This is a genomic window from Halomonas sp. AOP27-A1-41, assembly GCF_052378605.1.
GTDB lineage: Bacteria > Pseudomonadota > Gammaproteobacteria > Pseudomonadales > Halomonadaceae > Vreelandella > Vreelandella citrativorans.
On sequence record NZ_JBQSXT010000025.1, the window covers coordinates 1 to 25572 of the forward strand.

The window sequence follows — 25572 nt, forward strand, 5'->3', positions numbered from 1 at the left end:
AGTTCCAACCCAGTACCTTTGAGTACGCGGTGTATTTTCTGATTGAGCACAAGCTAGACTTATCCGTTTTCCATGCTCAGAGCAGCAACGGTGAGACTGCTCGGCTGTCTATGATGATCTTACCCAGCAACAGTGGACACTAGTTTAAGCGATCATTTGTTCAGTTGGTGAAATTTAATTCACATAACAGTGGTTATACGCCCAGCCACATAACATCAATAAACGTGCCAGCACATTCCTTGATGTTATACTGCCTACACAGATATCATAACTCACTGTTTAATATAGCTTCTCAAAACTCTCAGGCAGCATATTCATTATTCGCGTGCTTGCTCATTTCAATCATACTCTATTCACAAATTTACCTTCGGTCACGTGGTAATTTTATGACAGCGGTCAGCAATAGGTCGTAGTGCAGCGAGGCCACTGGGAAGAATGGGCGCGGTGAGGAAAAGCTGATGTCAGTTTTTTGAGATAAAAGGGCTGCATTAGCGATGACATCGGGGCAGCTAGCGCTGCCCTTCGCGGGTGCCTTGGTGGCTCGTGCCTCGCCAAACGTTACGCCACGCTACTTGTGATGATTCTTGGGGCGGGGCTTTCGCGCGCTGAAGCGGGCTCCCACAAAAACAACCTTTAGCAGTGGCAAGAAAAGGAGTTACAGGCCCTTTTGATCTGCAGAGGGATGCCGCTTTCAGTATGCAGTTGAGGCTTTCGACGACCTGTGCAGTCGTGGCCCACCAAGCTTGGGCTTGGGCTTGAGCTTGAGCTGACCCACTCCTTTCAGCGGGTAAACGATACCTTTGGTGTGTTAGTGATGTAGAGCCTGGTCAGCACCGCGCCGATTATTGCCACTCAAGCTTAAGGTCTTTGTGGGACTGTGCGCAGTCGCGCAGGTAGAGATTAATCAAGCTTTGATAAGGCAGGTCTTTTTCTTCCGCCAGCTTCTTGAAATACGCAATGGTGTCTTCGTCCAGCCGGATAGTGACCTGCTTTTTAAGTTTCTTGGCGTATGGGTTTTTAACGGAATCTGAAAAATCATAATGATCACGCATATCTATGTCCTTCGTAAGCTTTTCTCTCTCGCTTATCTGCCTTACGCGCTGAAATAATGCGAATGGTCTCACCGTCTCTAATGCAGTGGCACACCACCAGCAAACGCGAATGAATGCTCGTCCCGAGAAGTATGAACCGATCCTCATCTTCAGAATGATCAGGATCTGATATCAGCCGGCCGAACTCATCTGTAAAAGCAGTTTTAGCTTCTTGAAACGAAACGTCATGCTTTTTGCGATTAGCGGCATCCTTACGTGGATCCCAGTCAAAGGTAACATGGCTCATAATTACATTGTAGTTATAGCATACGTATTATCAATGTGTTGGAAATGTTGATTATTGGGGCGGGGCCTTTCGCGCGCTAAAGCGGGCTCCCACATAACCTGGAAGCACAAGAGCGGGAGTTCTGCAGGCCGCTTTTTGGGCCTGCAGAATATTAGTCTGGCTTACGCTTTGAGCACGTACTTGAGGGTTTCCACAACCTGCTCGGTAGTGGTACACCAAGCCTGCGCCCCGGCATCCACTTCTTTCAGCGGGTGAACGATATCCTCAGAGTGCAAAGTGATATAGGGCTTGGCGAGTGCGGCGCAGTAGCCTGCATCAAAGGCAGCGTTCCACTGCTTGTACTTGTCGCCGAAGCGCACGACGACCAGATCGCTTTGCTCGATCAGCGTGCGGGTGCGGATGGCGTTTACTTTAGAGGATTGGTGGTCGCGCCAGAATTGGTTGCTTTGCTCGCCCAGATGGTCGCCTGCGGCGTCACTCGCGTCGTGATCGGTTACGGGGGCAGTAAAGACGATATCCAGGCCTGCGGCTTCAGCGCCACGTTGGATTTCTTCGCGCCAGTCGGTGTGGATCTCGCCGGAAAGGTAGACGTAAAAGCTCATGGTCATTCCTCAAAGGTTAGTTGGTCAGTAGCGCTATTTTATGGAAAATAATTCCATATTAATACCAGCACTATAGCAGAGGCTGTCTGGCCAGCAGATAAATATCCATAATCCAGCCATGCGCTTCACGCAGCGCGGCGCGGCGCTCAATGATCTCGTCGCTTACCTCGCTTAGCTGGCCTTTGATCAGGCACTGCTTATCCATGCCCAGGTAGGCGCCCCACCAAATGTAAGTATCATCTTGTGGCAACGTGGCGAACGCCCCGCCGCTGTCGAGCATCACAGCCACCGTAGCGGCATCGCTGGGCCAGCCGCGTTCACGCAGGCGGCGGCCGGTGGTGATTTGGATGGGTTCGGCGAGCGCGTTGAGCGGAATTTTATGCTCGGCGGTGAGCACTTGCAGGCTGGTGATGCCGGGTACCACGTTAACCTCAACCGCACGGCCGCTATCCGTCAGGCGCTTGGCGATGCGCAGGCTGCTGTCATATAGCGAGGAGTCGCCCCATACCAGCATGCCGACGCGCCCGCCGCTTGGCAGGTGCTTACCCATCAACTCTGCCCACACGCTGGCAATGGCGTTGTGCCATTCGTCTACTGCGCTTAGGTACTGGCGTTCGGCATCGCGGGTGGGTAAATCGAACTCGACGATGCGGGTACTGGCCGTGTCATTAAGAAGCTGTTCACACAGCACGCGGCGCAGATCGATCAGGTCTGATTTCGCTTCTCCCTTGCGCGGCAGCAGAATCACCTCGGCCTCGTTGAGTGCGCGCACCGCCGCGAGTGTTACGTGGTCAACGTTGCCGGTGCCAATGCCGATCAGCGAGAGCGTGATCATACACTGCCCTCTTCATCGCTACTGGCAAACGGCGAATCGGCGGACTGCGGGCGAAAACGGCGGTCGTAACCTACCGCGTACAGGCTACTTTCCTGAAAGTCATGGGATTCCAGCACCGGCCCTACCAGAATCAGCGCCGTGCGCTGCAGCGTGTGGTCAATCAGCGATTCCACCGTGGATAAGCGCCCGCGCACCACATGCTCATCCGGCCAGCTGGCTCGCCATACAATCGCTACCGGGCACTCTTCGCCGTAATGGGGCGCCAGGCTTTCCACCACCTGGGTCAGGTTGTGAATGGAGAGATGAATGGCAAGCGTGGCGCCTGTGCGGGCGAAGTTGGCCAGCGTCTCGTTTTCCGGCATGGCACTGGCCCGGCCCGGCGTGCGGGTCAGCACTACGGATTGCGCTACGCCGGGAAGTGTAAGCTCTTGGCCGAGCGTTGCCGCCGCCGCCGCAAAGGAAGGCACGCCGGGGGTAACACTGTAGGGAATATCAAGCTCGCGCAGGCGGCGCAGCTGTTCGCCCATCGCGGACCACACCGATAAATCGCCGGAGTGCAGCCGGGCGATATCCTGGCCTGCGGCGTGGGCGGTTTGAATTTCCTGCATAATCTCATCGAGTGACAGCGGCGCGGTGTTGATGATGCGGGCGCCTTCTGGGCAGTGCCCAAGAATTTGCTCGGGCACCAGTGAACCCGCATACAGGCACACCGGGCAGGCGGTAATTAAATCGCGCCCGCGCAGCGTCAAAAGATCCGGCGCGCCGGGACCTGCGCCAATAAAATGAACCGTCATAATCCAACTCCTTGCGCCGCTGTGGTTGCCACCGCGGCCGTGGCCTTTCTATCGTTTGAAACTGTGCGTGGGCCTAAAAGCCGCGCCCCGCTGCCTGCGGCCAACAGCGCTACGGCCTCCGCCACGCTGCCGGTGCCTTTTTCGCGCAGGCTGTAGGCGGAGTGGGTCAGCGTGGTAACGCTTGCCAGCGCTTCGTCCGCTACGCCTACTACCGGGATGTGGCGGGCACTGCCCAGCGCTTCAACCAGTGGCAGCATACTGTGCGCTGCCGCCAACTGGTCGATAGGGCCGTACTCGGCAATCAATTGATCCAGCGCCTGTTCCAGTGATTCAAGCGTTGCCTGCTGGCGAAAGCCGAACCCTGCGACTTTAAGCGCCTGCCTAGCCACTGTTTGCTTGGTCATCGAACGCCACGCCACTGCACAATTGGGTAGCTGGATTTCCAGCCCCGACGTGTGCCCATGGGTGCGGCGTGGGCCAGCTCTAGGCGCAGCAGTTCGCCGCCCGCCTGTTGCTGCCAGTGCACCAGCAACGCTTCGGATTCCAGCGTGACCGCGTTGGCCACTACGCGTGTGCCGCTAGGCAACACCTGCCATAAAGCGTCCAGCAGTTCCTGAGAAAGCCCGCCGCCGATAAACACCGCATCAGGCAGCGGCGCATTCTCAAGCACCTCCGGTGCGCGGCCTTCGTTTATCTCCAGCCAGTCAACGCCGAGGCTTTCTGCATTACGCCGCGCCCGGGCGGCGCGCTCCGGATGCTGCTCAAAGCCGATGGCCTGATTATCCGGGTGGGCCAGCAGCCACTCAATGGCGATAGAGCCAGAGCCGGTGCCGATATCCCACAACCGCTCCCCAAACCTGGGGGAAAGTGCCGAAAGCGTCAAGCTACGCACGGCCTGCTTGGTGATCTGCCCATCGTGCTCAAAAAAGCTATCGGCCAAGCCAGGCGTTAAGGGAATTGCGGGGCCGTTGCCCGCGACTTCAATACCTACCGCCACCGGATGGGCGATATCCTCGGGTAGCGCTTCATCCATGCGCAGCGTGCGGATGCGCTCACCTTCACCGCCCAGGGCTTCCAGCACGTTCAGTTGGGAACCCCCAAAGCCAAACGTTTTCACCAGCGCGGCCAATTCAGCCACAGCGGCGCCATCGCGTAACAGCACCAGCAAGCGCTGGCCGCTTTGTAGGTAAGGTCGAAGGCGGGTGAGCGGTTTGGCGTGCAGGCCCAGGCAGGTGCAGCGCTCAAGCGGCCAGCCCAACCGGGCCGCCGCCAGGCTAAAGGTCGAAGGCGATGACACGGCGATCCATTCGCTGGCCTCCAAGTGGCGCGCCACGCTAGTGCCCGCCCCGAACCAGAACGGGTCGCCGGAAACCAGCATGACTACTCGGCGGCCACGCTCATTGAGAAGTGCGGGGATGCCATCAAGAAACGGCACCGGCCATTCGCGAATATCCGCATTTAGCGGGGGAAGAAGGCGCAAATGGCGATGCGCACCAAACACGATTTCGGCACGCTCAAGCTGCTCGCAGCTTGCCGCTGTCAGGCCCGCTGTGCCACTCTCCCCCCAACCTAACAGTGTGAGCCACGGAGTCTTGTTAACCTCAGCCATGATAAACGTCCTGATTCTTGGGGGTACGAGTGAAGCCAGCGCCTTGGCCAGCGCCGTTAGCCAGCGCGGCATTCCAGCCATGTTCAGCTATGCAGGCCGCGTTAACGCGCCTAAAGCGCAGCCATTGCCCACCCGCGTGGGCGGTTTCGGCGGCGCCGACGGTTTAGCAGCTTTTATTACCCAACAGCGCATCACCCATATTATTGATGCAACTCACCCGTTTGCCACACAAATGAGCCGTAATGTGTTGGCCGCCGCCCAGCAAACTGACGTACCGGCGATTGCTCTGACCCGCCCCGCCTGGACGCCCACCACTCACGATAACTGGCAACACGTGGCAAGTGTCGAAGAGGCAGTTAGCGCCCTCGAAGGCCCGCCCCAGCGTGTGCTGCTCGCCATTGGCCGCATGCACCTGGCCGCGTTTGCCGCGCAGCCTCAACACCACTATGTGCTGCGTTTGGTCGACGAGCCAACCGCCCCGCCGCCGCTTGCCCACTTCACCACCACGGTGGATAGGGGCCCGTTCACGCTGGAAGGCGATTTAGCGCTACTTAAAACCCAGCGTATCGAGCGCATCGTGTGCAAAAACGCTGGTGGCGAAGGTGCTGTTTCCAAACTTGGCGCCGCCCGCGCGCTCGGCGTGCCAGTTATCATGATTGACCGCCCGGCGCTGCCCGCTCGCCATGAAGTGCATAGCGTTGATGAGGTGCTTGCCTGGCTTAATGATCGCTCTTGATCAAAGCGCTGAACGCGGCGTATACACCAACGGCTCACCATCTCGCTCAATTAACCGCGTCTGTTTTGAACCGACAATCACCAGCGTGCGCATATCGGCCATGTCCGGCGTGGCATCTTTTAAGGCCGTTACGCGGATCGATTCTTCCGGCGTCGAAACCGCGCGGGCGAAGATGATCAACCGTTCGGGTTCGCACGCCTCGCGCAACACCTCCAGGGTGCGCTCGAAACCTACCGGGCGCGATTTTGAGCGCGGGTTATAAAACGCCATCGCAAAATCGGCTTCAACGGCTAGGCGCAGGCGCTTTTCGATCAGCGCCCAAGGCTTCAAGTTGTCGGATAAATTGATGCAGCAGAAGTCGTGCCCCAGCGGCGCACCCACACGGGCGCTGGCCGCGAGCATAGCCGAAATACCCGGCAGCACCTGAATATCCAGTGCGCGCCACGCGGCATCGCCCGCTTCCAGCGCTTCAAACACCGCCGAGGCCATGGCGAATACACCGGGGTCGCCAGAGGAAACCACCACGACTCGTTGGCCTTCTAACGCCAGCTGCAAGGCCTGCTCGGCACGGCGAATCTCTTCGCGATTATCCGAGCCGTGGCGCACCAAGCCTGAGCGCGGCGCTACGCGGTTAACGTAAGGCACATAGCCGACAACGTCGGTGGCATCCAAAAGCGCGGCGGACACTTCGGGAGTAATCATCGCCTCGGCGCCTGGGCCCAAGCCGACAATTTTTAGCCAGCCGCTCATGGGCGCCTCCCATTACCGTGAATCAGCACTATCGAGAAGTAAGGCACGCTCTCGCCGACCTCCACCAGCGGCAACACACGCTGCTGCTCCATGGCGGCGTACTCAATGAGCAACGCCTGGTCTTCCCGACCCACGTGTTTAAGCGCGCGGCGCAGCTTGTTCAGGTTGCGCCCAATTTTCATGACCACCAGCGCGTCGGTATCGGCGATATGTTTGGCGAGCGTTTCTTCCGGCAGCGTGCCCATCAGCACGGTCAGGATATCGTCGCCCCAGGTGATGGGCTGCGCGGTCGCTGTCCAGGCGGCAGACATGCCGGTAATCCCCGGCACTACCGACACCGGCACTTGGCTCAGCAGGCGCGTATACAGGTGCATAAACGAGCCGTAGAAGAACGGGTCGCCTTCGCAGAGCACCACCACGTTGGAACCGGCGTTGGCTATCTCGATCAGCTGGGCCACGCATCGCGAATAGAACTGCGAGAGCAGCGCGTTGTACTGCGGGTCGTCGAAAGGAATCTCCGTGGTAACCGGATACTCCATGGGCAGCTCGATAGTGCCGGAGGCTAACAAGCCTTCAACAATGCTGCGCGCATGGCCCTTGCGGCCCTTTTTACGAAAATAGGCAACATGCGTGGCGCCACGAATCAGACGATCCGAACGTACACTCATCAAGTCCTGGCTGCCCGGCCCCAGGCCAACGCCGTAAACCGTGCCTTGCTTGGTACTTTGTATAGTTTCTTGCGTAGAGGCCTGAGTCATTCGACGCGATCCGCCATGGCGTTAATGGCCGCGACCGTCACCGCGCTTCCGCCCAAGCGGCCACGAACGATGCAGCTGGGAATGGCGGGCGTCGCCCATAGCGCTTCCTTGGATTCAGCGGCGCCTACAAAGCCTACCGGGCAGCCGATTACTGCCGCCGGGCGCGGGCAGCTTGGGTCTTCCAGCATATTTAAAAGATGAAACAGCGCGGTGGGCGCGTTGCCAATGGCCACCACGGCGCCTTCCAGATGCGGGCGCCATAGTTCTAGTGCTGAGGCCGAACGGGTGTTAGCCATTTCCTGAGCGAGGTGTGGCGTGCGCTCATCGTTCAGGGTGCAAATAATCTCGTTATTGGCCGGCAGCCGCTTGCGGGTGATGCCTTCAGAAACCATCCGCGCATCGCAGAGAATTGGCGCGCCACGTTCGAGTGCTGAACGCGCTTTATTGACCGCGTCATTTTGAAAGTGAATATGCGCGGCCAACTCGACAAGCCCGGCGGCGTGAATCATGCGCACGGCAACGGTTTCTTCCTCGGCAGAAAAGCGCGCAAGGTCGGCCTCGCTGCGGATAATCGCGAAGGATTCCCGGTAAATCGCCGGGCCGCTTGTTTCATACGTATAGGGCACCCAAACTCTCCAAATATTCGACGACCTCAGTCTCGGTGAGGCCTATCTTAACGGGCGTGCTCTGGGCATCACCCTTAACAATAAGATTAAATCGGCCTGCCTGACCGACCAGGCACACGTCGGCCGATGAACGGCGGGCGCACCCCTTGGCGCAACCGGATATATGAACGCTGTGTCTTTTAACGTCGGGCGCTAACCGTTTAGCCAGCGGCTGGGTAGCAACGCTTGCCTGAGCGCAGTAAGGCGCGCCGGGGCAGGCATCCATCAATAAGCGCGTATCCTGGTTATCGCTGATTAAGCCTTCAATCGGCTCACTTGCACCCTTGACCCATAAACGTCGCCACGGCGTTACTCGCACATGGCTCACCGCCGCAGGCGTAACCGCTGCCCGCAACGCAGCAGCGGCTGCGCGCCCAAACGGCAGCCCGTAAACCATCCCCGCTTGATACTCGCCAAGCGCCAGCGCCGCGCCCTGCGTTGCATTCTCCATGGCAGAAGCGCTCGCGGGGCGCATTTTAGCAGGTGACCACGCGGGAAGCGGCACTTTATGCCGCCTCATCCGCCCGGCGTCATTTCCGCCGCTTTCCACAAACCAGTGCGTCAGGCGTATTAAATGCTCGATGGCCGCCTCAATAGAGCCCACCGGCGTACCGCAGGCATGGCCTTCGGCGCGCACTATCAGCCCGCCTTCTATTGCGCGTTCAACTCGAAAATCAGCGGCGGCATCTCCCAATACCGCTAATTCACCTGCATCAATCACAATACCGACTTTGCTGGGCATCGCGGCCAACTCGCTGCCTCGCGCCTGTAACAAGCGGGCAAGTTGATGCGTGTCATCGCCCGCCTGCCAGCCGGGCGCTAGCAGACATTGGGGTTGCTGCTCGGTGGCGGGCTCCGCGCTGACCAATTCGTGCGCGACCAAAAAGTCCATTAACGGCGGCCATGTGCTTTCCGAGACGCCGCGCAGTTGAATATTGGCGCGGCTGGTTAACTCAATTAACCCATTGCCGAAGGTTTCCGCTGCGTCGCACAGCGCGAGCACCTGCGCTTTGGAAAGCTGGCCGAGCGGTGGGCGCACGCGCACTAGCCAGCCGTCGCCAGTTTCCATGGGCCGCCAGGCGCCGGGGCACCAGCCTTTGATCAGCGGACCAGTGCTCATAAACTGGCGGTTTCCCTGGCTTCGTCCATTTCCAGCAGCAGGTCTTGCAGCGCGTTACCGTGCTCGCCGGGTTCCTGCCACATGCCGCGCTGGGCAGCTTCCAGCAGCCGCTCGGCCATCTCTTCAAGGGCTGCCGGGTTGTGCTCATGTAAAAACTGCTGGTTGGCCTCATCCAGCACCAGAGCTTCACTCACCTGGGCGTACTGGTAATCCGCGACCAGGTCCGTGGTGGCGTCGTAAGCAAACAGGTAGTCGACCGTGGCGGCCATCTCAAACGCGCCCTTGTAGCCGTGTTCGCGCATGGCGTTGATCCACTTGGGGTTCAACACGCGCGAGCGAATGACCCGGGCAAGCTCCTCTTTGAGTGTGCGTATTTTGGGTACGGCGGGGTTGGCGTGGTCGGCGTGATAGACCTCAGGCGCCTGGCCGGCAAGCGCGCGGGTAGCGTTGGCCATACCGCCCTGAAAGGCGTAGTAGCTGTTGGAATCGAGAATATCGTGCTCGCGGTTATCCTGATTCTGTATTACCGCATCCAGCCCTTTGATCTGCTGCTCAAAAGCGCTGCGTGCAGCGGTGCCGGAATCCGCAAACTGCCCGTAAGCATAGGCACCGGTGCCCAGGTAGGCCTCAGCCAGGTCATCGGCATCGCCCCAGCTACGGTTTTCAATCAGCCGGTTCAGGCCTGCGCCATACTCGCCAGGCTTGCTGCCAAAAATACGGTAGCTCGCTTCCTGGGCGGCCATTTCGGCACTTAACCCTTGCGCTTCAAGGGCGTGCTGGCGTTCAAGCACAGCGGCGCGAATGGTGTTGCTATCGCCCGGTTCTGCATAGCTGGCAACCGCTTGCACGGCGGCATCAAACAGGCGAATCACGTTCGGAAAGGCATCGCGAAAAAATCCGGATACGCGCAGCGTGACATCCACCCGTGGCCGGTTAAGCAACATTGAAGGGATTACTTCAAAATCGATCACCCGCTGAGAGCCCAACGACCATTTGGGCCGCACACCCATCAGCGCAAACGCTTGCGCGATATCGTCGCCGCCGGTGCGCATGGTCGCGGTCCCCCAGATGGAGAGCCCCAAGCGTCGTGGATAGTCGCCGTGATCCTGCAGGTAGCGTTCGACAAATGCCTGAGCGGACTTTTCCCCCAGCGTCCAGGCAGCAGGCGAAGGAATCGAGCGGTTATCCACGCTGAAAAAGTTGCGCCCGGTGGGCAGCGTATCCAACCGCCCCCGGCTCGGCGCACCGCTCGGTCCGGCGGGCACGAAAATCCCCTCAAGCCCATCCAGCAGCGAGCCAACCTCCATCTTTACGCCCTGCTGCATGGCGGCCCACAGCTGCTCGCGGGCAAATTTAAGCTGCTCGGCCGTGGCCGGATAATGTTGCGAGAGCGTTGTAAGGCAACCTTGAGCCAACACATAGTCGGCCACCAGCTCTTCGCCGAGCAGCTCCAGCCGCTCGCGGGTATCAGCGCCGGTTCGCCAGGCAGCGGTTAGTTTGCCTGCCAGCACGGCCGGTTTAGGGCCAAGCCAAGGCTCGCTGCCCGCCGCCAGCGGGTCGAAGTCCTCACCCAGCACCAAGTCAGCGGCCAGATTGTGCAGCAAACCGCGGCTTGCCACCGCTTCACCACGCGGCAGCCTTAACAGGGCTACCAGCGTGGCCGCCCGTTTCTCCTCGGGCGGTAGCGTGCCCAGTATGTGCAGGCCGTGGCGAATCTGGGCTTCCTTGATATCGCACAGAAACGTGTCCAGCTCGTTGAGAATTTCGCTGTCACAGCTGCTATTCACCGCGTGGGCAAGCTCCTGACCGATGCCGGTTGCCCGCAGATGCAAAAGTATCTGCTCGCGAATTAGCGCTTCACGGCGTGGGTCCATGTCCAGCGCCTGATAATACTCATCGGTAAGCGCTTCAAGCTCAGCCATGGGGCCGTAAAGTTCAGCGCGCGCCAGCGGCGGCATCAGGTGGTCGATAATTACCGCCTGGCTTCTGCGCTTGGCCTGGGCGCCTTCGCCGGGGTCATTCACAATAAACGGGTAGAAATGCGGCATCGGACCCAAGGCGATATCCGGCCAGCATTCGGCGCTTAGCGCGGTGCTTTTGCCCGGCAGCCACTCAAGATTACCGTGCTTGCCCACGTGAATAACTGCCTCGACCTGATAGTGCTCGCGCAGCCAGAGGTAAAACGCCAGGTAGCTGTGCGGCGGCGCCAGCTCCATATCGTGATAGGACTGGGTCAGGTCTTCAATAAAGTCGCGCTCGGGTTGGATGCCCACGAAGGTTTCGCCCAAGCGGATACCCGAAATCATCAGCCGCCCCTGGCGGCATTTTGGGTCATCTTGCGGCGCGCCCCAGCGGGTCCATATCGTTTTCTGAAGCGCGGCGGGCAGGGTTTGAAACCAGGCCAGATAATCCTCAACGCTGATGCTTTGCCAGCAAGCGCGTTGATCCAGACTGTCATGATCGTTAGTAACGGCGCCCTGGAGCAGGCGAATCAGCGCATCGCCGCTTTCCGGCAATTCGCTTAGCGGATAACCGGCACCTTTCAGGGCATTTAAAATGTGCAGCGTAGAGGCCGGTGTATCCAGCCCCACGCCGTTACCGATACGCCCATCGCGGTTGGGGTAGTTGGCCATAATCAGCGCGACGCGCTTTTGGGCATTGGGCGTTTGGCACAGCGCGCAAAACCGCCGGGCCAGTTTGGCCACAAAGGCAGCGCGTTCTGGGTGCAGCGTGTGGTGCGTGACTGAGAGCTGGGCGCGAGCGTTATAGTGCGCCTCAGCTTTAAATCCAACGGCACGGGTGATAATCCGCCCGTCCATTTCGGGTAGCACTACCTGCATGGCGACATCACGACTATGCAGGCCTGCGGCCATGCCCTGCCAGTCATCCGCCGTACTGCTGGCGAGTATCGCCTGAAGCACCACCGGCCGCCCGATAAAAAGGCTCTCATGAAGATTGCTGCCCAGCTCATCTGCTGCATTGGCGTCATCGGCGGTACGGTTTACCGAAAAGCCGGTGGTATTGACCACCAGCATGGCGCCGGTTTGCTCAATGAGGTGATTGGCGAACGCGATGCAGGGGCCTTCTTTTAAAGAGGCCACCGCGACGGCTAACGGCTCAAGCCCTTCGGCTTTCAGCGCGTCGATCATGCCGTCGAGCACAGCGGTATTCGCGCCTTGCAGGTGGCTGCGATAAAACAGCAGCAGGCACACCGGGCGCTCTGCAATACGCTGGTCACGCCACTCGCTTAGGCTGACCGCTTGCTGGCCGTTGGCTTGGGGTGCGTAAATTATCGCCGCCGGAATCACTTTAGGCTCTTGCCACGAGTACTTATGTGCTAGGTACTCATGCGCCAAGCATTCACTTCCGATAAAGCGCAGCAGCTGCTCGGCGTTATCCACGCCGCCTTCGCGCAAGTAGCGCCATACGCGGTAGGCATCGTCAAAGGCAATGCTGGAGTCTTCCAGCAGGGCATCGTCCGGGGCGTCGCAGCCGGGCACCAGAATCAGTTGGCGCCCGGGCTTGGCAGCCGCCCAAGCCAGAAGCCGCTCGTAACCGTATTGCCAGTACCCTTTGCCGCCCAGCAGTGACACCACCACCAAGCGGGCTTTTTCCAGCACGCGGTCTTCGTAAAGATCAAACGCCGCTGGTTTCACCAGGTTCATCCAGTTCGCCAGCCGCACCGAGGGGTAGTCATCGCCCAGGCGATCAACCGCTTGGGCCAACGCCGACAAGTTACTGTCAGCGGCGGACATAATCACAACCTCGGCAGGGCTTTGCTGTAGGTCGATGATGCCTTCATCATCAACAAAGCCCCCCGGTTTGGCAGCGAAAAGATGCATTAGGCGCTTACCGGCTTCTCAGCGCTGGCAAGCGCCTTATGAATTTCATCGCTGTTCAGCGTTTTGCCAATAATCACCAGTTGGGTCTGGCGCGGCTCGTCCTGGCGCCATAAGCGATCAAAATAACCGTCCAGGCGCTCGCCCACTGCCTGGATGACTCGGCGCATGGGCTTACCGGGAATGGCCGCAAAACCCTTGGCGCGATAGATCTCCTGGGTTTTCAGCAGATGTTGAAGCTTGGCCGCCAGCTCATCGCCATCGACTTCGCCCAGCGTAATCACGCAGGAGTCAAAGTTATCATGGGCGTGATCATGGTGGGTGCCTTCGGCATGGTGCTTGTCGTGATGATTGGTAATCTTGTCGATATGCTCTTCACTGGCCGCGCCTATGCCCATCAGGGCCTCCAGCTGGGCCGTGTCAGTCGCTAGCGTTTGGTCGATAAACAGCGTTTTGACCGATGCGGGCACCCGCGCCTGTACCAGCGCTTCAACGCGGGCTTTTTCGTCGGCGCTCAGCAGGTCGGTTTTACTGACCAGCACTAAATCCGCCGCACTTAGCTGGTCATCCAGCAGTTCGCGCAGGCTGGGGTCGTGATCAAGGCTGTCATCGGCCAGCCGCTGAGCGGCAACTTTTTCTTCGTCGTTGGCAAACCGGCCCGCAGCGACGGCAGGCCCGTCGATCACCGTGATAATGGCATCCACGGTGCAGTGCTGACGCACTTCCGGCCAGTTAAACGCCTGCACCAGCGGCTTGGGCAAGGCCAGCCCGCTGGTTTCGATCAGGATGTGGTCGATATCATCACGCCGCGCCACCAGTTGTTTCATCACCGGCAAAAACTCTTCTTCCACCGTGCAGCAGATGCAGCCATTGGCCAGCTCGTAAATGCTGCCGTCTTCACCGGAGGCGATTTGCTCACCCTCGTCACTTTCTGCGTCACAATCCAGCGCACAGCTACGCAGCAGGCTTGAGTCGATATCCTGCTCGCCAAACTCATTGACGATAACCGCAATCCGCTTGCCGGTAATCTGGCGCAGAATATTGGCCAGCAAGGTGGTCTTGCCGCTGCCCAGAAAACCGGTCACAACCGTGGCGGGAATTTTATTTAACTGCATGCGAGGATTCCTTAATTTGGGAGCTTGCGGCCGTGGCCCGCGCTGAATCGTTGCCAAGAGCGTGGCTAAACAGACGCGCTACCGCCGCAGGATTATTCGGGAAAAACAGGTGTAAGTAGGTCGCCGTCAGGCGCCCGGCCCGGTAGATCGGCTCACCCGGCGCTGGGTGGCGCTGGCGGCACCCGTAAGCAATCGGCTCAGGCGTTTGCTCGGCCATCGAGCGATGGTGCGCATGGCCGCGAACCGGCCCTTCGGGTAGCTCGGCAGTCTGCATGCCTTGGCAGCCGCGACGCCCGCGCATGGCACCGTGCCCCGGCAGTAAACCGAGCATAGAGTGAGAGTTCTCAGCATAGTCGGTTAGCGTTTCCAAGCTATACAGCATGCCACCACACTCGGCGAGGATGGGTTTGCCCGCGCTAAAGAAGCCTTTAATGGCATCGCGCATGGCGCTGTTCGCCGCAAGTGCCTGCGCGTGAAGCTCCGGGTAGCCGCCGGGTAGCCAAAGGGCATCGCACTCGGGCAGTTCGGCATCGCTCAGCGGAGAGAAAAAGCGCACCTGCGCGCCCATCTGCGCCAGCAGATCCAGGTTGGCCTGATAAATAAAGCTGAACGCCGCATCGCGGGCTACGCCTATCGTCTGCCCTGTTAGCACTTGCGGCACAGCGGGAAGCGCCTCAGTAGAAGCACTAAAGCTGACCGGCGCAAGCGTGGCGAGCGCATCCAGCAGGCCTGCGGCTTCCAGCGCCTGCGCGGCGGCTTCAAAGCGAATTTCCAGGTCGTCGCGGATCTCTTCCGCCTGCACCAAGCCCAGATGGCGCTCGGGAAGTGCAAGTTCAGGGTCGCGTGGTACGGCAGCTAAAAACGGTATGGCTTCAGGCAGCGCGCCTTCAATCAGCTCGCGATGGCGCTGCGAGCCACAGTTATTGGCAATCAGCCCGGCAAAATGAATATCGTCGCGAAAGCCAGCCAGCCCTGTTACCAGCGCAGCGGCGGTTTGGGCCATGCCTTTTACATCCATTACGATGGCCATGGGAATGCCGAACAGCGCGGCTAAATCGGCACTGGAAGGCTCGCCGTCAAACATCCCCATGGCGCCTTCCACCAGAATCAAATCGGCTTCAACAGCGGCTTCATAAAAGCGCTGGCGGCAGTAGGCTTCGCCTGCCATCCATAAGTCGAGCTGATCAACCGGCTGGCCCGAGGCCTGAGCGAGTATTTGCGGGTCCAGGTAGTCCGGGCCGGTTTTAAATACCCGCACCACCTTGCCCTGATTACGCAGCAGCCGCGCAAGCCCAGCGGTTACCGTGGTTTTACCCTGGCCCGAGGCGGGTGCCGAGATAAACAACGCGGGGCAGCGGGCAGAAGGTGTACTCATCAGTACTCGATCCCCGCCTGAGCTTTAACGCCGCCGCGAAACGCGTGACGCTCATCCTGAACGGTGCTGATAGTGTCTGCTACTTCCTGAAGCGGCTGGGCCATGGTGCGCCCGGTAATAATCACGCTTTGATGCGCCGGGCGGCGTTTGAGTGCCTCGACCACCGGCACCGGGTCCAGGTAGCCGTACTTGAACATATAGCTCATTTCGTCCAGCACGATGATGTTGTAGGCCGAGTCTTCCAACAGGCCCTTGGCGATTTCCCAGGCGGCTTCGGCGGCTTGGATATCGCGCTCGCGGTCCTGGGTTTCCCAGGTAAACCCTTGGCCCATGATGTGCCAGTCAAGCCTTGGGTGGTCACGAAAGAACAGGTATTCGCCGGTTTCGCGCCGCCCTTTAATGAACTGAATGACCGCGCCTTTCTGACCATGCCCCAGCGAGCGCGCCAATGTACCGAGCGCCGAGCTGCTTTTACCCTTGCCGTTGCCTTTGAGCAGGATTAACACCCCGCGCTCATCAATAGCGCGGCTGATGCGCTCATCGACCACCTCTTTTTTGCGCTGCATGCGGTTTTGGTGATTGCTATCGCTCATGCTGACTCCTGGGTGGGCAGGGCCCAATAGTGGGCGCCCAGCTGCTGGGCAAGGCGCGCGGCCTGGCCACGTTTTACAAATGAGTATTCGGTATCCATCACCACGCAGTCGCCCAGTTTTGGCAGGTCTGCAACGGATTCGCGGGTGCGTCCGTCGGTGATCAAGTAAGTGCGTATATGCAGGCCAGGCTCACGGCGCTGCCACTGGCGAATCAACCGCCCAGCCTCCTCTACCACTTTACGCAGCGGCGTACCGCCCCCGCCATCGGCACTGTTCAGCGTAGCTTCCAGGCTTTTGGGGGCACGTTGGCGGGTGAATAACGGTGTCACCGCATCGTTGCCAAAGCCCAATACGGCCATCTGCTCGCGCGCGCTGTACGCCTGGCGGGTCAGGCTATCGACCCAGCCCTTGGCTTGGCCCAACAAGCGCTTACCCAACGTCGAGCCGGAGGTATCCAGCAGTACCAAATGCAGCACCGGCTGCCCGGTGCGCGCTTTTTGATAACGCAACTGCCGCCAAGGCCATTGGCCGCGATTGGCGATCAGCGTAGCAAACCAATCCGGCCGCGAGGTCAGCGCAGCCCTGGTTCGCCCTTGGCCCGCTTCATCGCCCTTGCGCCTACCGCCCAGTGATAGCGGCTGCTTAGCCACAGGCCGGTGGGAAGAAGGAGCCAAGCGTAGCGCAGGGAGATCAAGCGGCTGGCTATCCCGCATATTCTGCGCCACGGGCGGCATGGCGCCCCACTGCCCTTGCTCGCCAGAATGTCCACTGGCAGACGGCTGACCGCCAGAAGGTTTTTCATTTGGCGTAGACGAAGGCGGCGGAGAAGACGGCGGTGTGGAAGATTCACGCGTACGCCGATGGGCCAATACCCAAGGCTCAACGGTATCGACATCGTCCTGGGTGATCGTATCGCTTCCCCGCCAGGCGGCGTGGGCCTGGGCGGCGCGGTGCCAGGTAACATCGGCACGCAGGCCTTCAACGCCGGCCTCTTCACAGCGCCTAGCGATGTGCGCATAAACCCAGTCAGGTGCGGTAACGGCAGCAAGCGTGCGGCGCGCCTGCTCGATACGTTCACGCAGGGCTGACTGCTCATCAGCGTAGTCGGCGATAAAGCGCTCGGGGTCACGGTCAAAAGCATCGCGCTGCTGCACGATGGCGATGCGTTCTTCGATACGGATGGAGGCAGGCTGTTCCAGACAGAGGCCAAAGCGGTCGAGCAACTGCGGGCGCAGTTCCCCTTCATCCGGGTTCATGGTGCCAATCAGGCTAAAGCGTGCCGCGTGGGAGTGACTGATACCGTCGCGTTCGACGATATTGACCCCACTGGCAGCGACATCCAGCAGCAGGTCAACCAGCGTGTCAGCGAGCAGATTGACTTCATCGACGTACAAAACGCCGCCATGGGCTTTGGCCAACAGCCCTTCGTGAAAGGTGGCTTCGCGCTCGTTCAATACCTTTTGCAGGTCCAGGCTACCGGTCAGGCGGTCTTCGCTGGCGCCCAGCGGCAGCGTAACAAACGGCGACGTGTCGCCCTGACCTGATTCTGGAAGTAGTGCGGCCAACGCGCGGGCGAGAGTCGATTTTGCGCTGCCTCGCGGGCCGCTAATCAGCACCCCGCCAATGCGCGGGTTAATCACGTTCAGAAGCAGCGCTTTTTTAAGCGATGCCTGGCCGACGACGGCGGTAAAGGGAAACTCAACCACAGGCATCACCATGGGCAGAAGGAACATTAACTTGATTTAACAAGAAGATATTGGGCTACTCAGCGCCCTAACAAGCGAGTAAAGCGCCTACTTTACAAGCGGGTAAACCTAATACATTAAGCGACGCATGGACACTGCAACACACGTGAAAGTTATTCATCACTGACAAGAGAATAACGATAGAGCCAAACGCCGATAAAATGACTACAATAACCGCGCATTATAGAGGATGGCACCAGGGTGTAGCCACCTCCCCGCTTAAGCAAGTCATCAATCGCAAAGGTTTTTCGTGCTTTATCGTCACGTCTTCGGCAGTCTGTCGAGTTTTATATCCATCGGCACCCGGAACACCATCCCATGAAGCCCTTCCCCGCCCTACCTGCTACCTCGTTTACGCTATGAAAGCGGTTGCGATGCAAAGTACCCAAGCACTGCGCGCTCAGGCGCACTGGTTTTGGCTTGCCCCCCTGGTATTGCTGGTAGCACTGCTCGCCGGTACGGCAATTGGTGAAACCTCGATTCCTGTGGATACGATTCTCAAGGTATTGGCTAACCATCTTCTGGGCGCTAACTACGCCGTTGATCGCATTGATGCCGGTATTATCTGGAACTACCGCTTAAGCCGCGCCATTGTGGCTGCGTGTTGTGGCGCCGCGCTGGCGCTGGCCGGAGTGGTGCTTCAAGCGTTGCTGCGTAACCCCTTGGCGGACCCGTACTTGATGGGTATTTCTGCAGGCGCCTCAACCGGTGCCGTAGCCGTTACCGTAGCAGGGCTTGGTGCGGGTGCTTTCACTTTATCTGCCGGAGCGTTTGCCGGGGCAGTACTTGCCTTTGGCCTGGTGGTACTGCTTGCCCATGCAGCCAGCAGCGGGACTGGCGGCGGGCGCAGCACCCAAGCCGCCGGGGCTATTATTCTGGCGGGCATTGCAGGCTCTCAACTGTTTAATGCGCTGACCGCCTTCATCATTACCAAGTCGGCCAGTGCCGAGCAGGCTCGCGGCATCATGTTCTGGCTACTGGGCAATCTTTCCGGTGTGCGCTGGAGCGATGTCGTGATCGCTTTACCTGCCGCCTTGGGCGGCTTGCTGATTTGCCTTTGGCACCGCCGCGCACTGGATGCCTTTACCTTCGGCGCCGACAGCGCGGCGTCCATGGGCATCGCCGTGCGCCCAACACGAGGGCTGTTAATTATTGCGGTAGCGCTGGTGACAGCCATTATGGTGTCGATGGTGGGCGCTATTGGCTTTGTCGGTTTGGTCATTCCGCATGCCATGCGTTTTATCGTGGGCACCCAGCACACGCGCCTGGTGCCCGCTTCGGCACTTGCTGGCGCCGTGTTTTTGATTGGCTCGGATATTCTTTCGCGCGTTCTGGTGCCCGGCCAGGTCCTGCCCATTGGGGTTATTACCTCGCTGATCGGCGCGCCAGCTTTTGCGTTGATTCTTGTTCGCGGCACGAGGAACCGATGAAATTAACCGCTGAACAGCTGGGCTGGAGCGTGCATGGACGCACGCTTTTAAAGGACGTTTGCCTGGACGTTGCGCCCGGCCAAACCTTTGGCTTGATTGGCCCCAACGGCTCCGGCAAGACCACGCTGCTTCGCCTGCTGGCAGGTTTAAACAAACCCAAAACAGGTCATGTACACATGGGCGGTCAGCCGATCGCCAAAATGCGCCAACGCCATATTGCGCAGTCTATCGCGATGGTTGAACAGCAGGCGGAAACCACCGATAGAATTCATGTGCGTCAGGTGGTTGCACTGGGACGTACGCCGTTTCTCACTGCGCTTCGCCCCTGGTCCGCCGAGGATGATGCGATTGTCGGCCAGGCACTGGATGACGTGGATATGGCGCACATGGCGGACCGCCTCTGGCATACCCTTTCGGGCGGTGAGCGCCAGCGCGTTCATATTGCCCGGGCACTGGCCCAGCAACCCAAAATTCTCCTGCTGGACGAGCCCACCAACCATTTGGATATCCGCCATCAGCTCTCCATTCTTGAGCTGGTCAGGCAGTTGCCGATTACCGTTGTGATCACCCTGCACGACCTTAACCAGGCCATGGAGTGCGACCGCATTGGCGTGATGGATGGCGGACGACTGATCGTCAGCGGCCAACCACATGACGTGCTAACCGCCCAGTGCTTACAAGAGACGTTCGGCGTGCACGCCCACGTGCTGGATGATCCCATTGACGGCAAACGGATCATGCGTTTTAGAAGCGCGGTTTAAAAGGCATGCCAGCCACTCTCTGCGTACACGCCAGACAATAAAACAGCACTAATTCTATGCTGGCATCGGCATAACCAACCCATGGCGCACATACCAAACGTGCTCAGCACGTTCCGCTACGTCTTGGCTAAACCAGCCGTTTAAATCACGCAGGCGGCGTTGATGACGCTCGATGGGCACAACGCCTCGGCCGATATCGCTGGCGATAATAACCAGCGCTGTTTGCTGCGTCTTGGCAGATTGCAGAAGCTCGTTTAAATCATCGCACCATTGTGACCGCCAGCCATCGCTTCCTGCATCGGAGTCCATGGAGGCTGAGAGCCATTCCAGTACGCCATGCAGTATTAATGGTGTGCTGGGCAGCATTATCCCGGCGCACTCACGTAAGCGCTGCCCAGGCGCTAATCGCCACCAGACAGCACTTGGAAAACGTGTTTTTACAAGGCTTCGCTTACCGGCACAGGCACCGCCGATGAATAGTTGCATAGCCACTCTCCTTTTTCACAATCGCCGGGGTGATACGTCAATTGCCAGCGTCTTCCCTGGGCCTGGGTCACCGCGCCATCCCAAAACTCAATCGTTTCAAAACGGCGGCGAAGCTCGCGGATAACGCCGCCATGCGTCACGACCAGAATCTTGTGATACCCATGCGCCAAGGCATCTTTCGCTACATCGGCAAGCCAAAGCGCCAAGCGCTCACGTAGCTGAGCCGCGGACTCGCCACCTGGGATCTGTAGCTCGCCGACGCTATCCACCCAAGCACGATAATGCGGCAAGTCCTTAAGTTCATCGTAAACCTTGCCTTCATAATCGCCAAAATTGAGTTCTTGTAGGCGTGGCTCCAAACGTAGCGGCACCCCCGGTTTGGCCGCTTGAATCCATTCAAGCGTTTGTTGACAGCGGTGAAGGTCACTTGAATAGATCGCGTCAAAACGCTCGCTTGCTAGCGCTTCGCGAAGTGCTAAAAGCCCCTCTTCAGCATCAGGAAATAACAACGGAATATCGCGCTGTCCCTGATAGCGGCGCTCTACATTCCAGGCGGTGATGCCATGGCGTACCACCACCAGCTCAACATTAACCCCATCAGCCACAACTCACCCCCTTCTATCGTCGCGCCCACCATATCACCATTAATACCCTGGAACAGTGTCATCAGCGCCCATCGGCTGGCGACTACAAATAAGCCCGTCGCAAGACACATTGCCATAATGCCCGGCCAAAAAAGCGCGAGCAGCAGCAAAGGTACCAGCGCCAGCAGTACATCACGCAGGCCAAGCGACTGTTTCCAGGCCCAGGCCAGCCCTGTTTGTTGAGCACATGGCGTGAACACCAGTAGCATCGCGCCCCCCCACCGCCCCAGCGCGGGGAGTACCACCAACCACCAGAGCGGGGCGTCGTATTGCAGCAATGCCCAAAGCAGGACGCCTTTCCAGGCAAGCAAAAAAAGCAGCGCCAGGATGCCGAAACTGCCAATTTGGGGGTCTTTCATGATTTCCCAGCGGCGCGCCAGCGGTTGGTTGCTGCCCAGTGCATCGGCTAAATCCATTACCCCATCCAGGTGCAAGCCACCGCTCAAGCCCACCCATAGGCTGAGCAGCGCAAGTGCGGCAATTGCCGTGGGTGCGTTTTGAAGCAACAGTGCCAGCAGCGCTAACAAACCACCCAACAACACCCCCACCAGGGGATAGGCACGGATAGCCCAGCGGCGGGTTTTAGGTGTCCAAGGGCAAGCAATCGGTACCGGTAAGCGAGTTAAGAACTGCAGGGCAAGCGCACCACCATAAAAAGCATTTTTCATGAAGGGTCACTCTTGGGTTTCCACTCAATGGCATGCCCAGCCACCACTTCAAGCACCGAGTTTGCCTCAGCCGCCAGCCAGCAATGCAGTGACTGTAAAAATGTCAGGAAACTCCAGAGCTCTTTATCAGGTGAAGGCAGATCCTCATTGAGGTCGTTGGACACCAGCACCAGGTGAATGCCTCGCGAGCGCGCATCTTGTACGCTCTTAGCTAACAGCGCCTTGCCTTGGGAGTCAGTTAAACCACCCGCGTAACGCACCTGACTGGCCCAGAGTGTCAGGCAGTCCAACAATACAGCGGCGCCATCGGGCACTTGTGCGATCGCCTGGTCAATGGCAATGGGCGCCTCTATCGTGATCCAACGCGTATCCCGTGTACTTTGATGGCGTGCCACTCGCGCCGCCATCTCTGCGTCATAAACCTCCGCAGTAGCAATGTAGTAGCAACTGCTCCCCTTGGCGGCTTTTATTACCTGCTGCTCGGCCACTGCGCTTTTCCCCGAGCGAGCGCCGCCACTAACAAAGACAATCATTCAGTACCTTTAGTAATCGTTGGTTCGCTGTTGCGCCACGCAGGGCAATGCGCACCCAATCGCCGTCCAGACCTGCAAAGTTATGCGTATGACGAACCAGTATGCCGTTTCGCAACAGATGCTCAAAAAGTACGTTACTGGTAAGCCCCCTTTCACGCAAAGTGTTATTAGGCCTTACCAGAAAAAAATTCGTCGTGCTGGTGACGACATCAAGTCCTTTTGTAGGCAGAGATGCCGCCATCAGCGGATGCTGCTGGCTTAGCCAGCTGCGAGTTTGCTCAGCAAACACCGCATCCCGAAGAAGCGGCGCCACCAACGCAGCCGCCATCTGATTTACGCTCCAGGGAGGTTGATGCACCGCCAGCGTTTGGATGACCACCGAAGACGCCAGCACGTAGCCTACGCGTAACCCCGGCAACGTATAAAACTTGGTCATTGAGCGTAGCAGTAGTAAATGCGGATACTCGGTCAACAGGGGCGTTAACGACGCTCTCTCCCCCTCCTCCACGGTCATATCAACAAACGCTTCATCAACCACCACATCGCAACCTATCGCTGCCGTGCGGGCCAATAACTCCTGCATGGTACTCAGTGGAATCAACGTAGCGGTAGGGTTATTGGGGCGGCATAAAAATAGTACGCTGATGCCTTTTAGTGATGCCATTAATGCGTCGAGATCAAGCTCAAACGTTGGAGCGGATAACGCAATATAAGTAATTGACAAACGGTGTGCGCGGCAGGCGCGCGCATACTCTCCAAAGCCAGGCGTCACGATGGCGGCGCGCTTGCCCGCATACCGGGCTGCCGCTAAAAAAATCGCCTCGGCGCCCCCGTTGGTCAGCAGTACCTGCTCGGGCGTAACGCCGTGGTAGGCGGCTATCGCCTCTCGAGCCACGCGATAATCAGGTGCCGGATAATGGGCAAGCGACGCAATCGACGTAGTGAGCGCGTTTGCCACCCACTCAGGCGGGCCAAGCGGATTAAGGTTGGCACTAAAGTCTTCTATCGGGTGCGCATCGGGTAGCCCAAAGCGCTTCAAAAGTGCGGCTGGCTGGCCACCATGGCCTGGCCAGTGAGAGGCGCACTGATCTGCTTTATAGCTCACCTTACCCCCACCCATAGCAACCCCATCAGCCCCATAAACAGCAGCCACCCTACATGCATTAGTTGAATGGTCGCCCCGATGTGCGTCACGTTTAGTGGCGCCAGAGGCTCGCCAAGCGTTGCGCGCCGAGAAATAGCGCCTTGATAGGTATTAAGCCCACCCAGCTGCACACCCAATAGCCTGGCAACCATGGCCTCTGGCCAACCGGCATTGGGGCTTGGGTGACGCGGGGCCTCTTGGCAAGTGGCACGTAGCGCGCCTCGCCAGCGTAGCGGCTTATTGGCCACCAAGGCCAATAAAATGCCGCCTAACCAAAGGCAACACGCGGTGATTCGGGCAGGCAACCAGTTGGCTATATCGTCCAGTTTGGCCGAGGCAAAGCCAAAATTCTCAAAGCGCTCGTTACGGTACCCAACCATGGAGTCCAGCGTATTAATCGCCTTATACGCCAAAGCTAACGGCGCCCCGCCTATCACGGCAAAAAACAGCGGTGCGGTAATACCATCCACGGTATTTTCAGCCACGGTTTCCACCGTCGCCCGAGTGATTTCAGCTTCATCGAGCGCTGCCGTATCGCGCCCTACAATCATGGAAAGTGCTTGGCGTGCGCCCGGCAAATCGCCGTTAGCCAGCGGTACCGCGACGGCGCGACCTGCATCCGCCAGCCCTTTAATGGCAAGCGTTGTAGCCAGCAGCCAGAGCTCCGCAGCTAACCCAAGCCAAACGTTAATCGCCGTTAACAGCGCAAGCACTGACCAGCTTACGCCCCATACGCTAATGACGACGGTTGCAGCGAGTAGAAATCCTCGGCGCTTTCGCTGTGAATCAGCGCCTCGATTCCAGCTCTTTTCTAAAAAGCTGATCATGCGGCCAATGAAAACGACCGGGTGCGGCAACGAGCGAGGGTCGCCTAGTAGTAAATCCAACCCGATAGCGAGGGTAATAAGCAGTAGCAGGGTCACGCTGTTTTATCCGCGATACCGGCGGAGGTAAACGTCGCCATTTCAGCCATCATGGCGGTAGCCGCCTGGAGCAAAGGAAAAGCCAGCGCGGCACCGCTGCCTTCCCCCAAGCGCATGCCCAGCGCGAGTAACGGTGTTGCCTCAAGCGCTTCCAGCGCTACCCCGTGGCCTGGCTCTTCAGAGCGATGACCGAATACAAGATAGCCGCTTACAGCGGGGCAAATTCGGCAGGCAGTCAGTGCGGCCACGCTCGCAATAAAACCATCGACAATGACGGGCAGGCGATAAGCGGCTGCAGCCAAATAGGCGCCGACCATCGCGGCTATTTCAAGCCCACCCAAGGCGGTCAGTACGCTTAGCGGTTGATCCGCCTCAAAATGCCGCGCCGCAAGCGCCCGTTCAATAACATTCACCTTATGGGTTTGCTGCTGGCTGTTAAGCCCTGTGCCTGCGCCCACCACCTGAGCCACCGGCGTACCGGTCAAGGCCGCTAACATGGCGCTACTTGCGGTGGTGTTGGCAATGCCCATCTCGCCTACTATCACACTACGACAACCCGCCTGGTGAGCGCGCGTCACGGCATTAATGCCTGCCTCAATTGCTGCTTGGGCTTGCTCAGGGAGCATGGCATTTTCAATAGCAATATTTCCCGAGGCGCGACGTATCTTATTGACGACCACGCCCGGCATATCAATATCGCTTACGACCCCCACATCGACGATTTCAAGCCTGGCGTTCACCTGCCGGGCAAACACGTTGATTGCCGCACCTCCGCTGGCGAAATTGGCGACCATCTGTGCCGTAACCGCTTGGGGAAAGGCAGAAACGCCTTCGGCGACAACGCCATGGTCCGCGGCAAACACCACGACCCCAGGCGGCGTAAGAGTAGGCGCACGTTCACCGCTAATTTCGCTAAGCTGAATCGCCAACTGCTCTAGCATCCCAAGGCTTCCAGGCGGCTTGGTCAGCGTGTCCAGATACGCCCTTGCCCTATCACCAGCAGCGTAATCAACAGGTTGTATCTGGGCAATAAGGGAATGCATAGCGGGCTCCAGTAGCGTAAAAGAAAACAGACAGTTAAGCCTTAAATAGTAACAAACGTTGGGGCT

Annotated in this window: 26 protein-coding genes; 3 read left to right on the forward strand and 23 right to left on the reverse strand. The window is 58.7% G+C overall.

What is annotated here, in order from left to right; all coding sequences use genetic code 11:
• Positions 1-842: 842 nt before the first annotated feature.
• The 7 genes from ACT3TC_RS14540 to cbiE form a co-directional block, all read right to left on the reverse strand.
• On the reverse strand, positions 843-1124 hold the full coding sequence (locus ACT3TC_RS14540) for a BrnA antitoxin family protein (protein ID WP_444640516.1): 282 nt from the start codon (positions 1122-1124) through the stop codon (positions 843-845).
• Entirely contained in the window at positions 1045-1338 is a 294-nt protein-coding gene (locus ACT3TC_RS14545) for a BrnT family toxin (RefSeq protein ID WP_444640517.1), read from the reverse strand. Before ACT3TC_RS14545 ends, ACT3TC_RS14540 begins: the two co-directional genes overlap by 80 nt.
• A gap of 161 nt (positions 1339-1499) precedes the next feature.
• Complete coding sequence (locus ACT3TC_RS14550) at positions 1500-1940, reverse strand: YtoQ family protein (protein WP_444640519.1); 441 nt, start codon at positions 1938-1940, stop codon at positions 1500-1502.
• 70 nt (positions 1941-2010) lie between these two features.
• Positions 2011-2775 carry a precorrin-6A synthase (deacetylating) gene (gene cobF, locus ACT3TC_RS14555; RefSeq protein ID WP_444640521.1) on the reverse strand — a complete coding sequence of 255 codons (765 nt, stop codon included), beginning with the start codon at positions 2773-2775 and terminating at the stop codon, positions 2011-2013.
• Positions 2772-3569, reverse strand: a complete 798-nt coding sequence (gene cobM / locus ACT3TC_RS14560) for a precorrin-4 C(11)-methyltransferase (RefSeq protein ID WP_444640523.1) — start codon at positions 3567-3569, stop codon at positions 2772-2774. Before cobM ends, cobF begins: the two co-directional genes overlap by 4 nt.
• Positions 3566-3973 (reverse strand): cobalamin biosynthesis protein, encoded by a 408-nt coding sequence (locus ACT3TC_RS14565; protein ID WP_087106078.1) that lies wholly within the window; start codon positions 3971-3973, stop codon positions 3566-3568. Before ACT3TC_RS14565 ends, cobM begins: the two co-directional genes overlap by 4 nt.
• Entirely contained in the window at positions 3970-5178 is a 1209-nt protein-coding gene (gene cbiE / locus ACT3TC_RS14570) for a precorrin-6y C5,15-methyltransferase (decarboxylating) subunit CbiE (RefSeq protein ID WP_444640525.1), read from the reverse strand. The genes ACT3TC_RS14565 and cbiE overlap by 4 nt, the downstream gene beginning before the upstream one ends.
• Between cbiE and ACT3TC_RS14575 the strand changes: the two genes are divergently transcribed.
• Positions 5177-5914 (forward strand): cobalt-precorrin-6A reductase, encoded by a 738-nt coding sequence (locus ACT3TC_RS14575; protein ID WP_444640527.1) that lies wholly within the window; start codon positions 5177-5179, stop codon positions 5912-5914. The genes cbiE and ACT3TC_RS14575 overlap by 2 nt on opposite strands.
• Here ACT3TC_RS14575 and cobJ read toward each other — a convergent pair whose 3' ends face one another.
• Genes cobJ through ACT3TC_RS14620 form a run of 9 tightly spaced genes read right to left on the reverse strand, consistent with a single transcriptional unit; the run spans position 5915 to position 17847 of the window.
• Positions 5915-6664 carry a precorrin-3B C(17)-methyltransferase gene (gene cobJ, locus ACT3TC_RS14580; RefSeq protein WP_444640528.1) on the reverse strand — a complete coding sequence of 250 codons (750 nt, stop codon included), beginning with the start codon at positions 6662-6664 and terminating at the stop codon, positions 5915-5917.
• On the reverse strand, positions 6661-7422 hold the full coding sequence (locus tag ACT3TC_RS14585; protein WP_444640530.1) for a precorrin-2 C(20)-methyltransferase: 762 nt from the start codon (positions 7420-7422) through the stop codon (positions 6661-6663). The genes cobJ and ACT3TC_RS14585 overlap by 4 nt, the downstream gene beginning before the upstream one ends.
• Positions 7419-8048, reverse strand: coding sequence for a precorrin-8X methylmutase (locus tag ACT3TC_RS14590; protein ID WP_444640532.1), 630 nt, complete (start codon positions 8046-8048; stop codon positions 7419-7421). The genes ACT3TC_RS14585 and ACT3TC_RS14590 overlap by 4 nt, the downstream gene beginning before the upstream one ends.
• On the reverse strand, positions 8032-9207 hold the full coding sequence (locus ACT3TC_RS14595) for a cobalamin biosynthesis protein CobG (RefSeq protein WP_444640534.1): 1176 nt from the start codon (positions 9205-9207) through the stop codon (positions 8032-8034). Before ACT3TC_RS14595 ends, ACT3TC_RS14590 begins: the two co-directional genes overlap by 17 nt.
• Positions 9204-13049, reverse strand: coding sequence for a cobaltochelatase subunit CobN (gene cobN / locus ACT3TC_RS14600; protein WP_444640536.1), 3846 nt, complete (start codon positions 13047-13049; stop codon positions 9204-9206). The genes ACT3TC_RS14595 and cobN overlap by 4 nt, the downstream gene beginning before the upstream one ends.
• Entirely contained in the window at positions 13049-14161 is a 1113-nt protein-coding gene (gene cobW / locus ACT3TC_RS14605) for a cobalamin biosynthesis protein CobW (protein WP_444640538.1), read from the reverse strand. Before cobW ends, cobN begins: the two co-directional genes overlap by 1 nt.
• Entirely contained in the window at positions 14148-15536 is a 1389-nt protein-coding gene (locus tag ACT3TC_RS14610) for a cobyrinate a,c-diamide synthase (RefSeq protein WP_444640540.1), read from the reverse strand. The genes cobW and ACT3TC_RS14610 overlap by 14 nt, the downstream gene beginning before the upstream one ends.
• Positions 15536-16129 carry a cob(I)yrinic acid a,c-diamide adenosyltransferase gene (gene cobO, locus ACT3TC_RS14615; protein WP_444640542.1) on the reverse strand — a complete coding sequence of 198 codons (594 nt, stop codon included), beginning with the start codon at positions 16127-16129 and terminating at the stop codon, positions 15536-15538. Before cobO ends, ACT3TC_RS14610 begins: the two co-directional genes overlap by 1 nt.
• On the reverse strand, positions 16126-17847 hold the full coding sequence (locus ACT3TC_RS14620; protein WP_444640544.1) for an AAA family ATPase: 1722 nt from the start codon (positions 17845-17847) through the stop codon (positions 16126-16128). The genes cobO and ACT3TC_RS14620 overlap by 4 nt, the downstream gene beginning before the upstream one ends.
• Before the next feature lie 401 nt (positions 17848-18248).
• Here ACT3TC_RS14620 and ACT3TC_RS14625 point away from each other — a divergent pair, with 401 nt between their 5' ends.
• Positions 18249-19304 (forward strand): FecCD family ABC transporter permease, encoded by a 1056-nt coding sequence (locus tag ACT3TC_RS14625; protein ID WP_444640545.1) that lies wholly within the window; start codon positions 18249-18251, stop codon positions 19302-19304.
• On the forward strand, positions 19301-20065 hold the full coding sequence (locus tag ACT3TC_RS14630; RefSeq protein WP_444640547.1) for an ABC transporter ATP-binding protein: 765 nt from the start codon (positions 19301-19303) through the stop codon (positions 20063-20065). Before ACT3TC_RS14625 ends, ACT3TC_RS14630 begins: the two co-directional genes overlap by 4 nt.
• 54 nt (positions 20066-20119) lie before the next feature.
• Here the strand turns inward: ACT3TC_RS14630 and ACT3TC_RS14635 are convergent, their stop codons facing one another.
• From ACT3TC_RS14635 to cobT, 7 genes are read right to left on the reverse strand one after another with little or no spacing between them, the layout of a single operon-like run.
• Positions 20120-20551, reverse strand: coding sequence for a bifunctional adenosylcobinamide kinase/adenosylcobinamide-phosphate guanylyltransferase (locus ACT3TC_RS14635; RefSeq protein ID WP_444640549.1), 432 nt, complete (start codon positions 20549-20551; stop codon positions 20120-20122).
• Positions 20503-21156: a histidine phosphatase family protein gene (locus ACT3TC_RS14640; protein WP_444640551.1), complete on the reverse strand. Its 654-nt coding sequence runs from the start codon at positions 21154-21156 to the stop codon at positions 20503-20505. Before ACT3TC_RS14640 ends, ACT3TC_RS14635 begins: the two co-directional genes overlap by 49 nt.
• On the reverse strand, positions 21093-21863 hold the full coding sequence (locus tag ACT3TC_RS14645; protein ID WP_444640553.1) for an adenosylcobinamide-GDP ribazoletransferase: 771 nt from the start codon (positions 21861-21863) through the stop codon (positions 21093-21095). Before ACT3TC_RS14645 ends, ACT3TC_RS14640 begins: the two co-directional genes overlap by 64 nt.
• Complete coding sequence (locus ACT3TC_RS14650; RefSeq protein ID WP_444640555.1) at positions 21860-22396, reverse strand: bifunctional adenosylcobinamide kinase/adenosylcobinamide-phosphate guanylyltransferase; 537 nt, start codon at positions 22394-22396, stop codon at positions 21860-21862. The genes ACT3TC_RS14645 and ACT3TC_RS14650 overlap by 4 nt, the downstream gene beginning before the upstream one ends.
• The gene (cobD, locus tag ACT3TC_RS14655; protein ID WP_444640557.1) at positions 22380-23501 is read right to left on the reverse strand and encodes a threonine-phosphate decarboxylase CobD; all 1122 of its coding nucleotides are present in this window, start codon (positions 23499-23501) and stop codon (positions 22380-22382) included. The genes ACT3TC_RS14650 and cobD overlap by 17 nt, the downstream gene beginning before the upstream one ends.
• A complete protein-coding gene (cbiB, locus tag ACT3TC_RS14660) occupies positions 23498-24463 on the reverse strand; it encodes an adenosylcobinamide-phosphate synthase CbiB (protein ID WP_444640559.1) in 966 nt (321 codons plus the stop codon). Before cbiB ends, cobD begins: the two co-directional genes overlap by 4 nt.
• Positions 24460-25506 (reverse strand): nicotinate-nucleotide--dimethylbenzimidazole phosphoribosyltransferase, encoded by a 1047-nt coding sequence (gene cobT, locus ACT3TC_RS14665; protein WP_444640561.1) that lies wholly within the window; start codon positions 25504-25506, stop codon positions 24460-24462. The genes cbiB and cobT overlap by 4 nt, the downstream gene beginning before the upstream one ends.
• Between the last annotated feature and the right edge of the window lie 66 nt (positions 25507-25572).

Coding starts and splice junctions, on each gene's coding strand:
- cobW (WP_444640538.1), bottom strand. CDS start 14,161: ATGCAGTTAAATAAAATTCCCGCCACGGTTGTGACCGGTTTTCTGGGC.
- cbiE (WP_444640525.1), bottom strand. CDS start 5,178: ATGGCTGAGGTTAACAAGACTCCGTGGCTCACACTGTTAGGTTGGGGG.
- cobF (WP_444640521.1), bottom strand. CDS start 2,775: ATGATCACGCTCTCGCTGATCGGCATTGGCACCGGCAACGTTGACCAC.
- cobJ (WP_444640528.1), bottom strand. CDS start 6,664: ATGAGCGGCTGGCTAAAAATTGTCGGCTTGGGCCCAGGCGCCGAGGCG.
- ACT3TC_RS14620 (WP_444640544.1), bottom strand. CDS start 17,847: ATGGTGATGCCTGTGGTTGAGTTTCCCTTTACCGCCGTCGTCGGCCAG.
- ACT3TC_RS14630 (WP_444640547.1), top strand. CDS start 19,301: ATGAAATTAACCGCTGAACAGCTGGGCTGGAGCGTGCATGGACGCACG.
- cobT (WP_444640561.1), bottom strand. CDS start 25,506: ATGCATTCCCTTATTGCCCAGATACAACCTGTTGATTACGCTGCTGGT.
- cobM (WP_444640523.1), bottom strand. CDS start 3,569: ATGACGGTTCATTTTATTGGCGCAGGTCCCGGCGCGCCGGATCTTTTG.
- cobO (WP_444640542.1), bottom strand. CDS start 16,129: ATGAGCGATAGCAATCACCAAAACCGCATGCAGCGCAAAAAAGAGGTG.
- ACT3TC_RS14545 (WP_444640517.1), bottom strand. CDS start 1,338: ATGAGCCATGTTACCTTTGACTGGGATCCACGTAAGGATGCCGCTAAT.
- ACT3TC_RS14625 (WP_444640545.1), top strand. CDS start 18,249: ATGCAAAGTACCCAAGCACTGCGCGCTCAGGCGCACTGGTTTTGGCTT.
- ACT3TC_RS14635 (WP_444640549.1), bottom strand. CDS start 20,551: ATGCAACTATTCATCGGCGGTGCCTGTGCCGGTAAGCGAAGCCTTGTA.
- ACT3TC_RS14565 (WP_087106078.1), bottom strand. CDS start 3,973: ATGACCAAGCAAACAGTGGCTAGGCAGGCGCTTAAAGTCGCAGGGTTC.
- cobN (WP_444640536.1), bottom strand. CDS start 13,049: ATGCATCTTTTCGCTGCCAAACCGGGGGGCTTTGTTGATGATGAAGGC.
- ACT3TC_RS14550 (WP_444640519.1), bottom strand. CDS start 1,940: ATGAGCTTTTACGTCTACCTTTCCGGCGAGATCCACACCGACTGGCGC.
- ACT3TC_RS14650 (WP_444640555.1), bottom strand. CDS start 22,396: ATGATTGTCTTTGTTAGTGGCGGCGCTCGCTCGGGGAAAAGCGCAGTG.
- ACT3TC_RS14610 (WP_444640540.1), bottom strand. CDS start 15,536: ATGAGTACACCTTCTGCCCGCTGCCCCGCGTTGTTTATCTCGGCACCC.
- ACT3TC_RS14595 (WP_444640534.1), bottom strand. CDS start 9,207: ATGAGCACTGGTCCGCTGATCAAAGGCTGGTGCCCCGGCGCCTGGCGG.
- ACT3TC_RS14585 (WP_444640530.1), bottom strand. CDS start 7,422: ATGACTCAGGCCTCTACGCAAGAAACTATACAAAGTACCAAGCAAGGC.
- ACT3TC_RS14575 (WP_444640527.1), top strand. CDS start 5,177: ATGATAAACGTCCTGATTCTTGGGGGTACGAGTGAAGCCAGCGCCTTG.
- ACT3TC_RS14645 (WP_444640553.1), bottom strand. CDS start 21,863: ATGAAAAATGCTTTTTATGGTGGTGCGCTTGCCCTGCAGTTCTTAACT.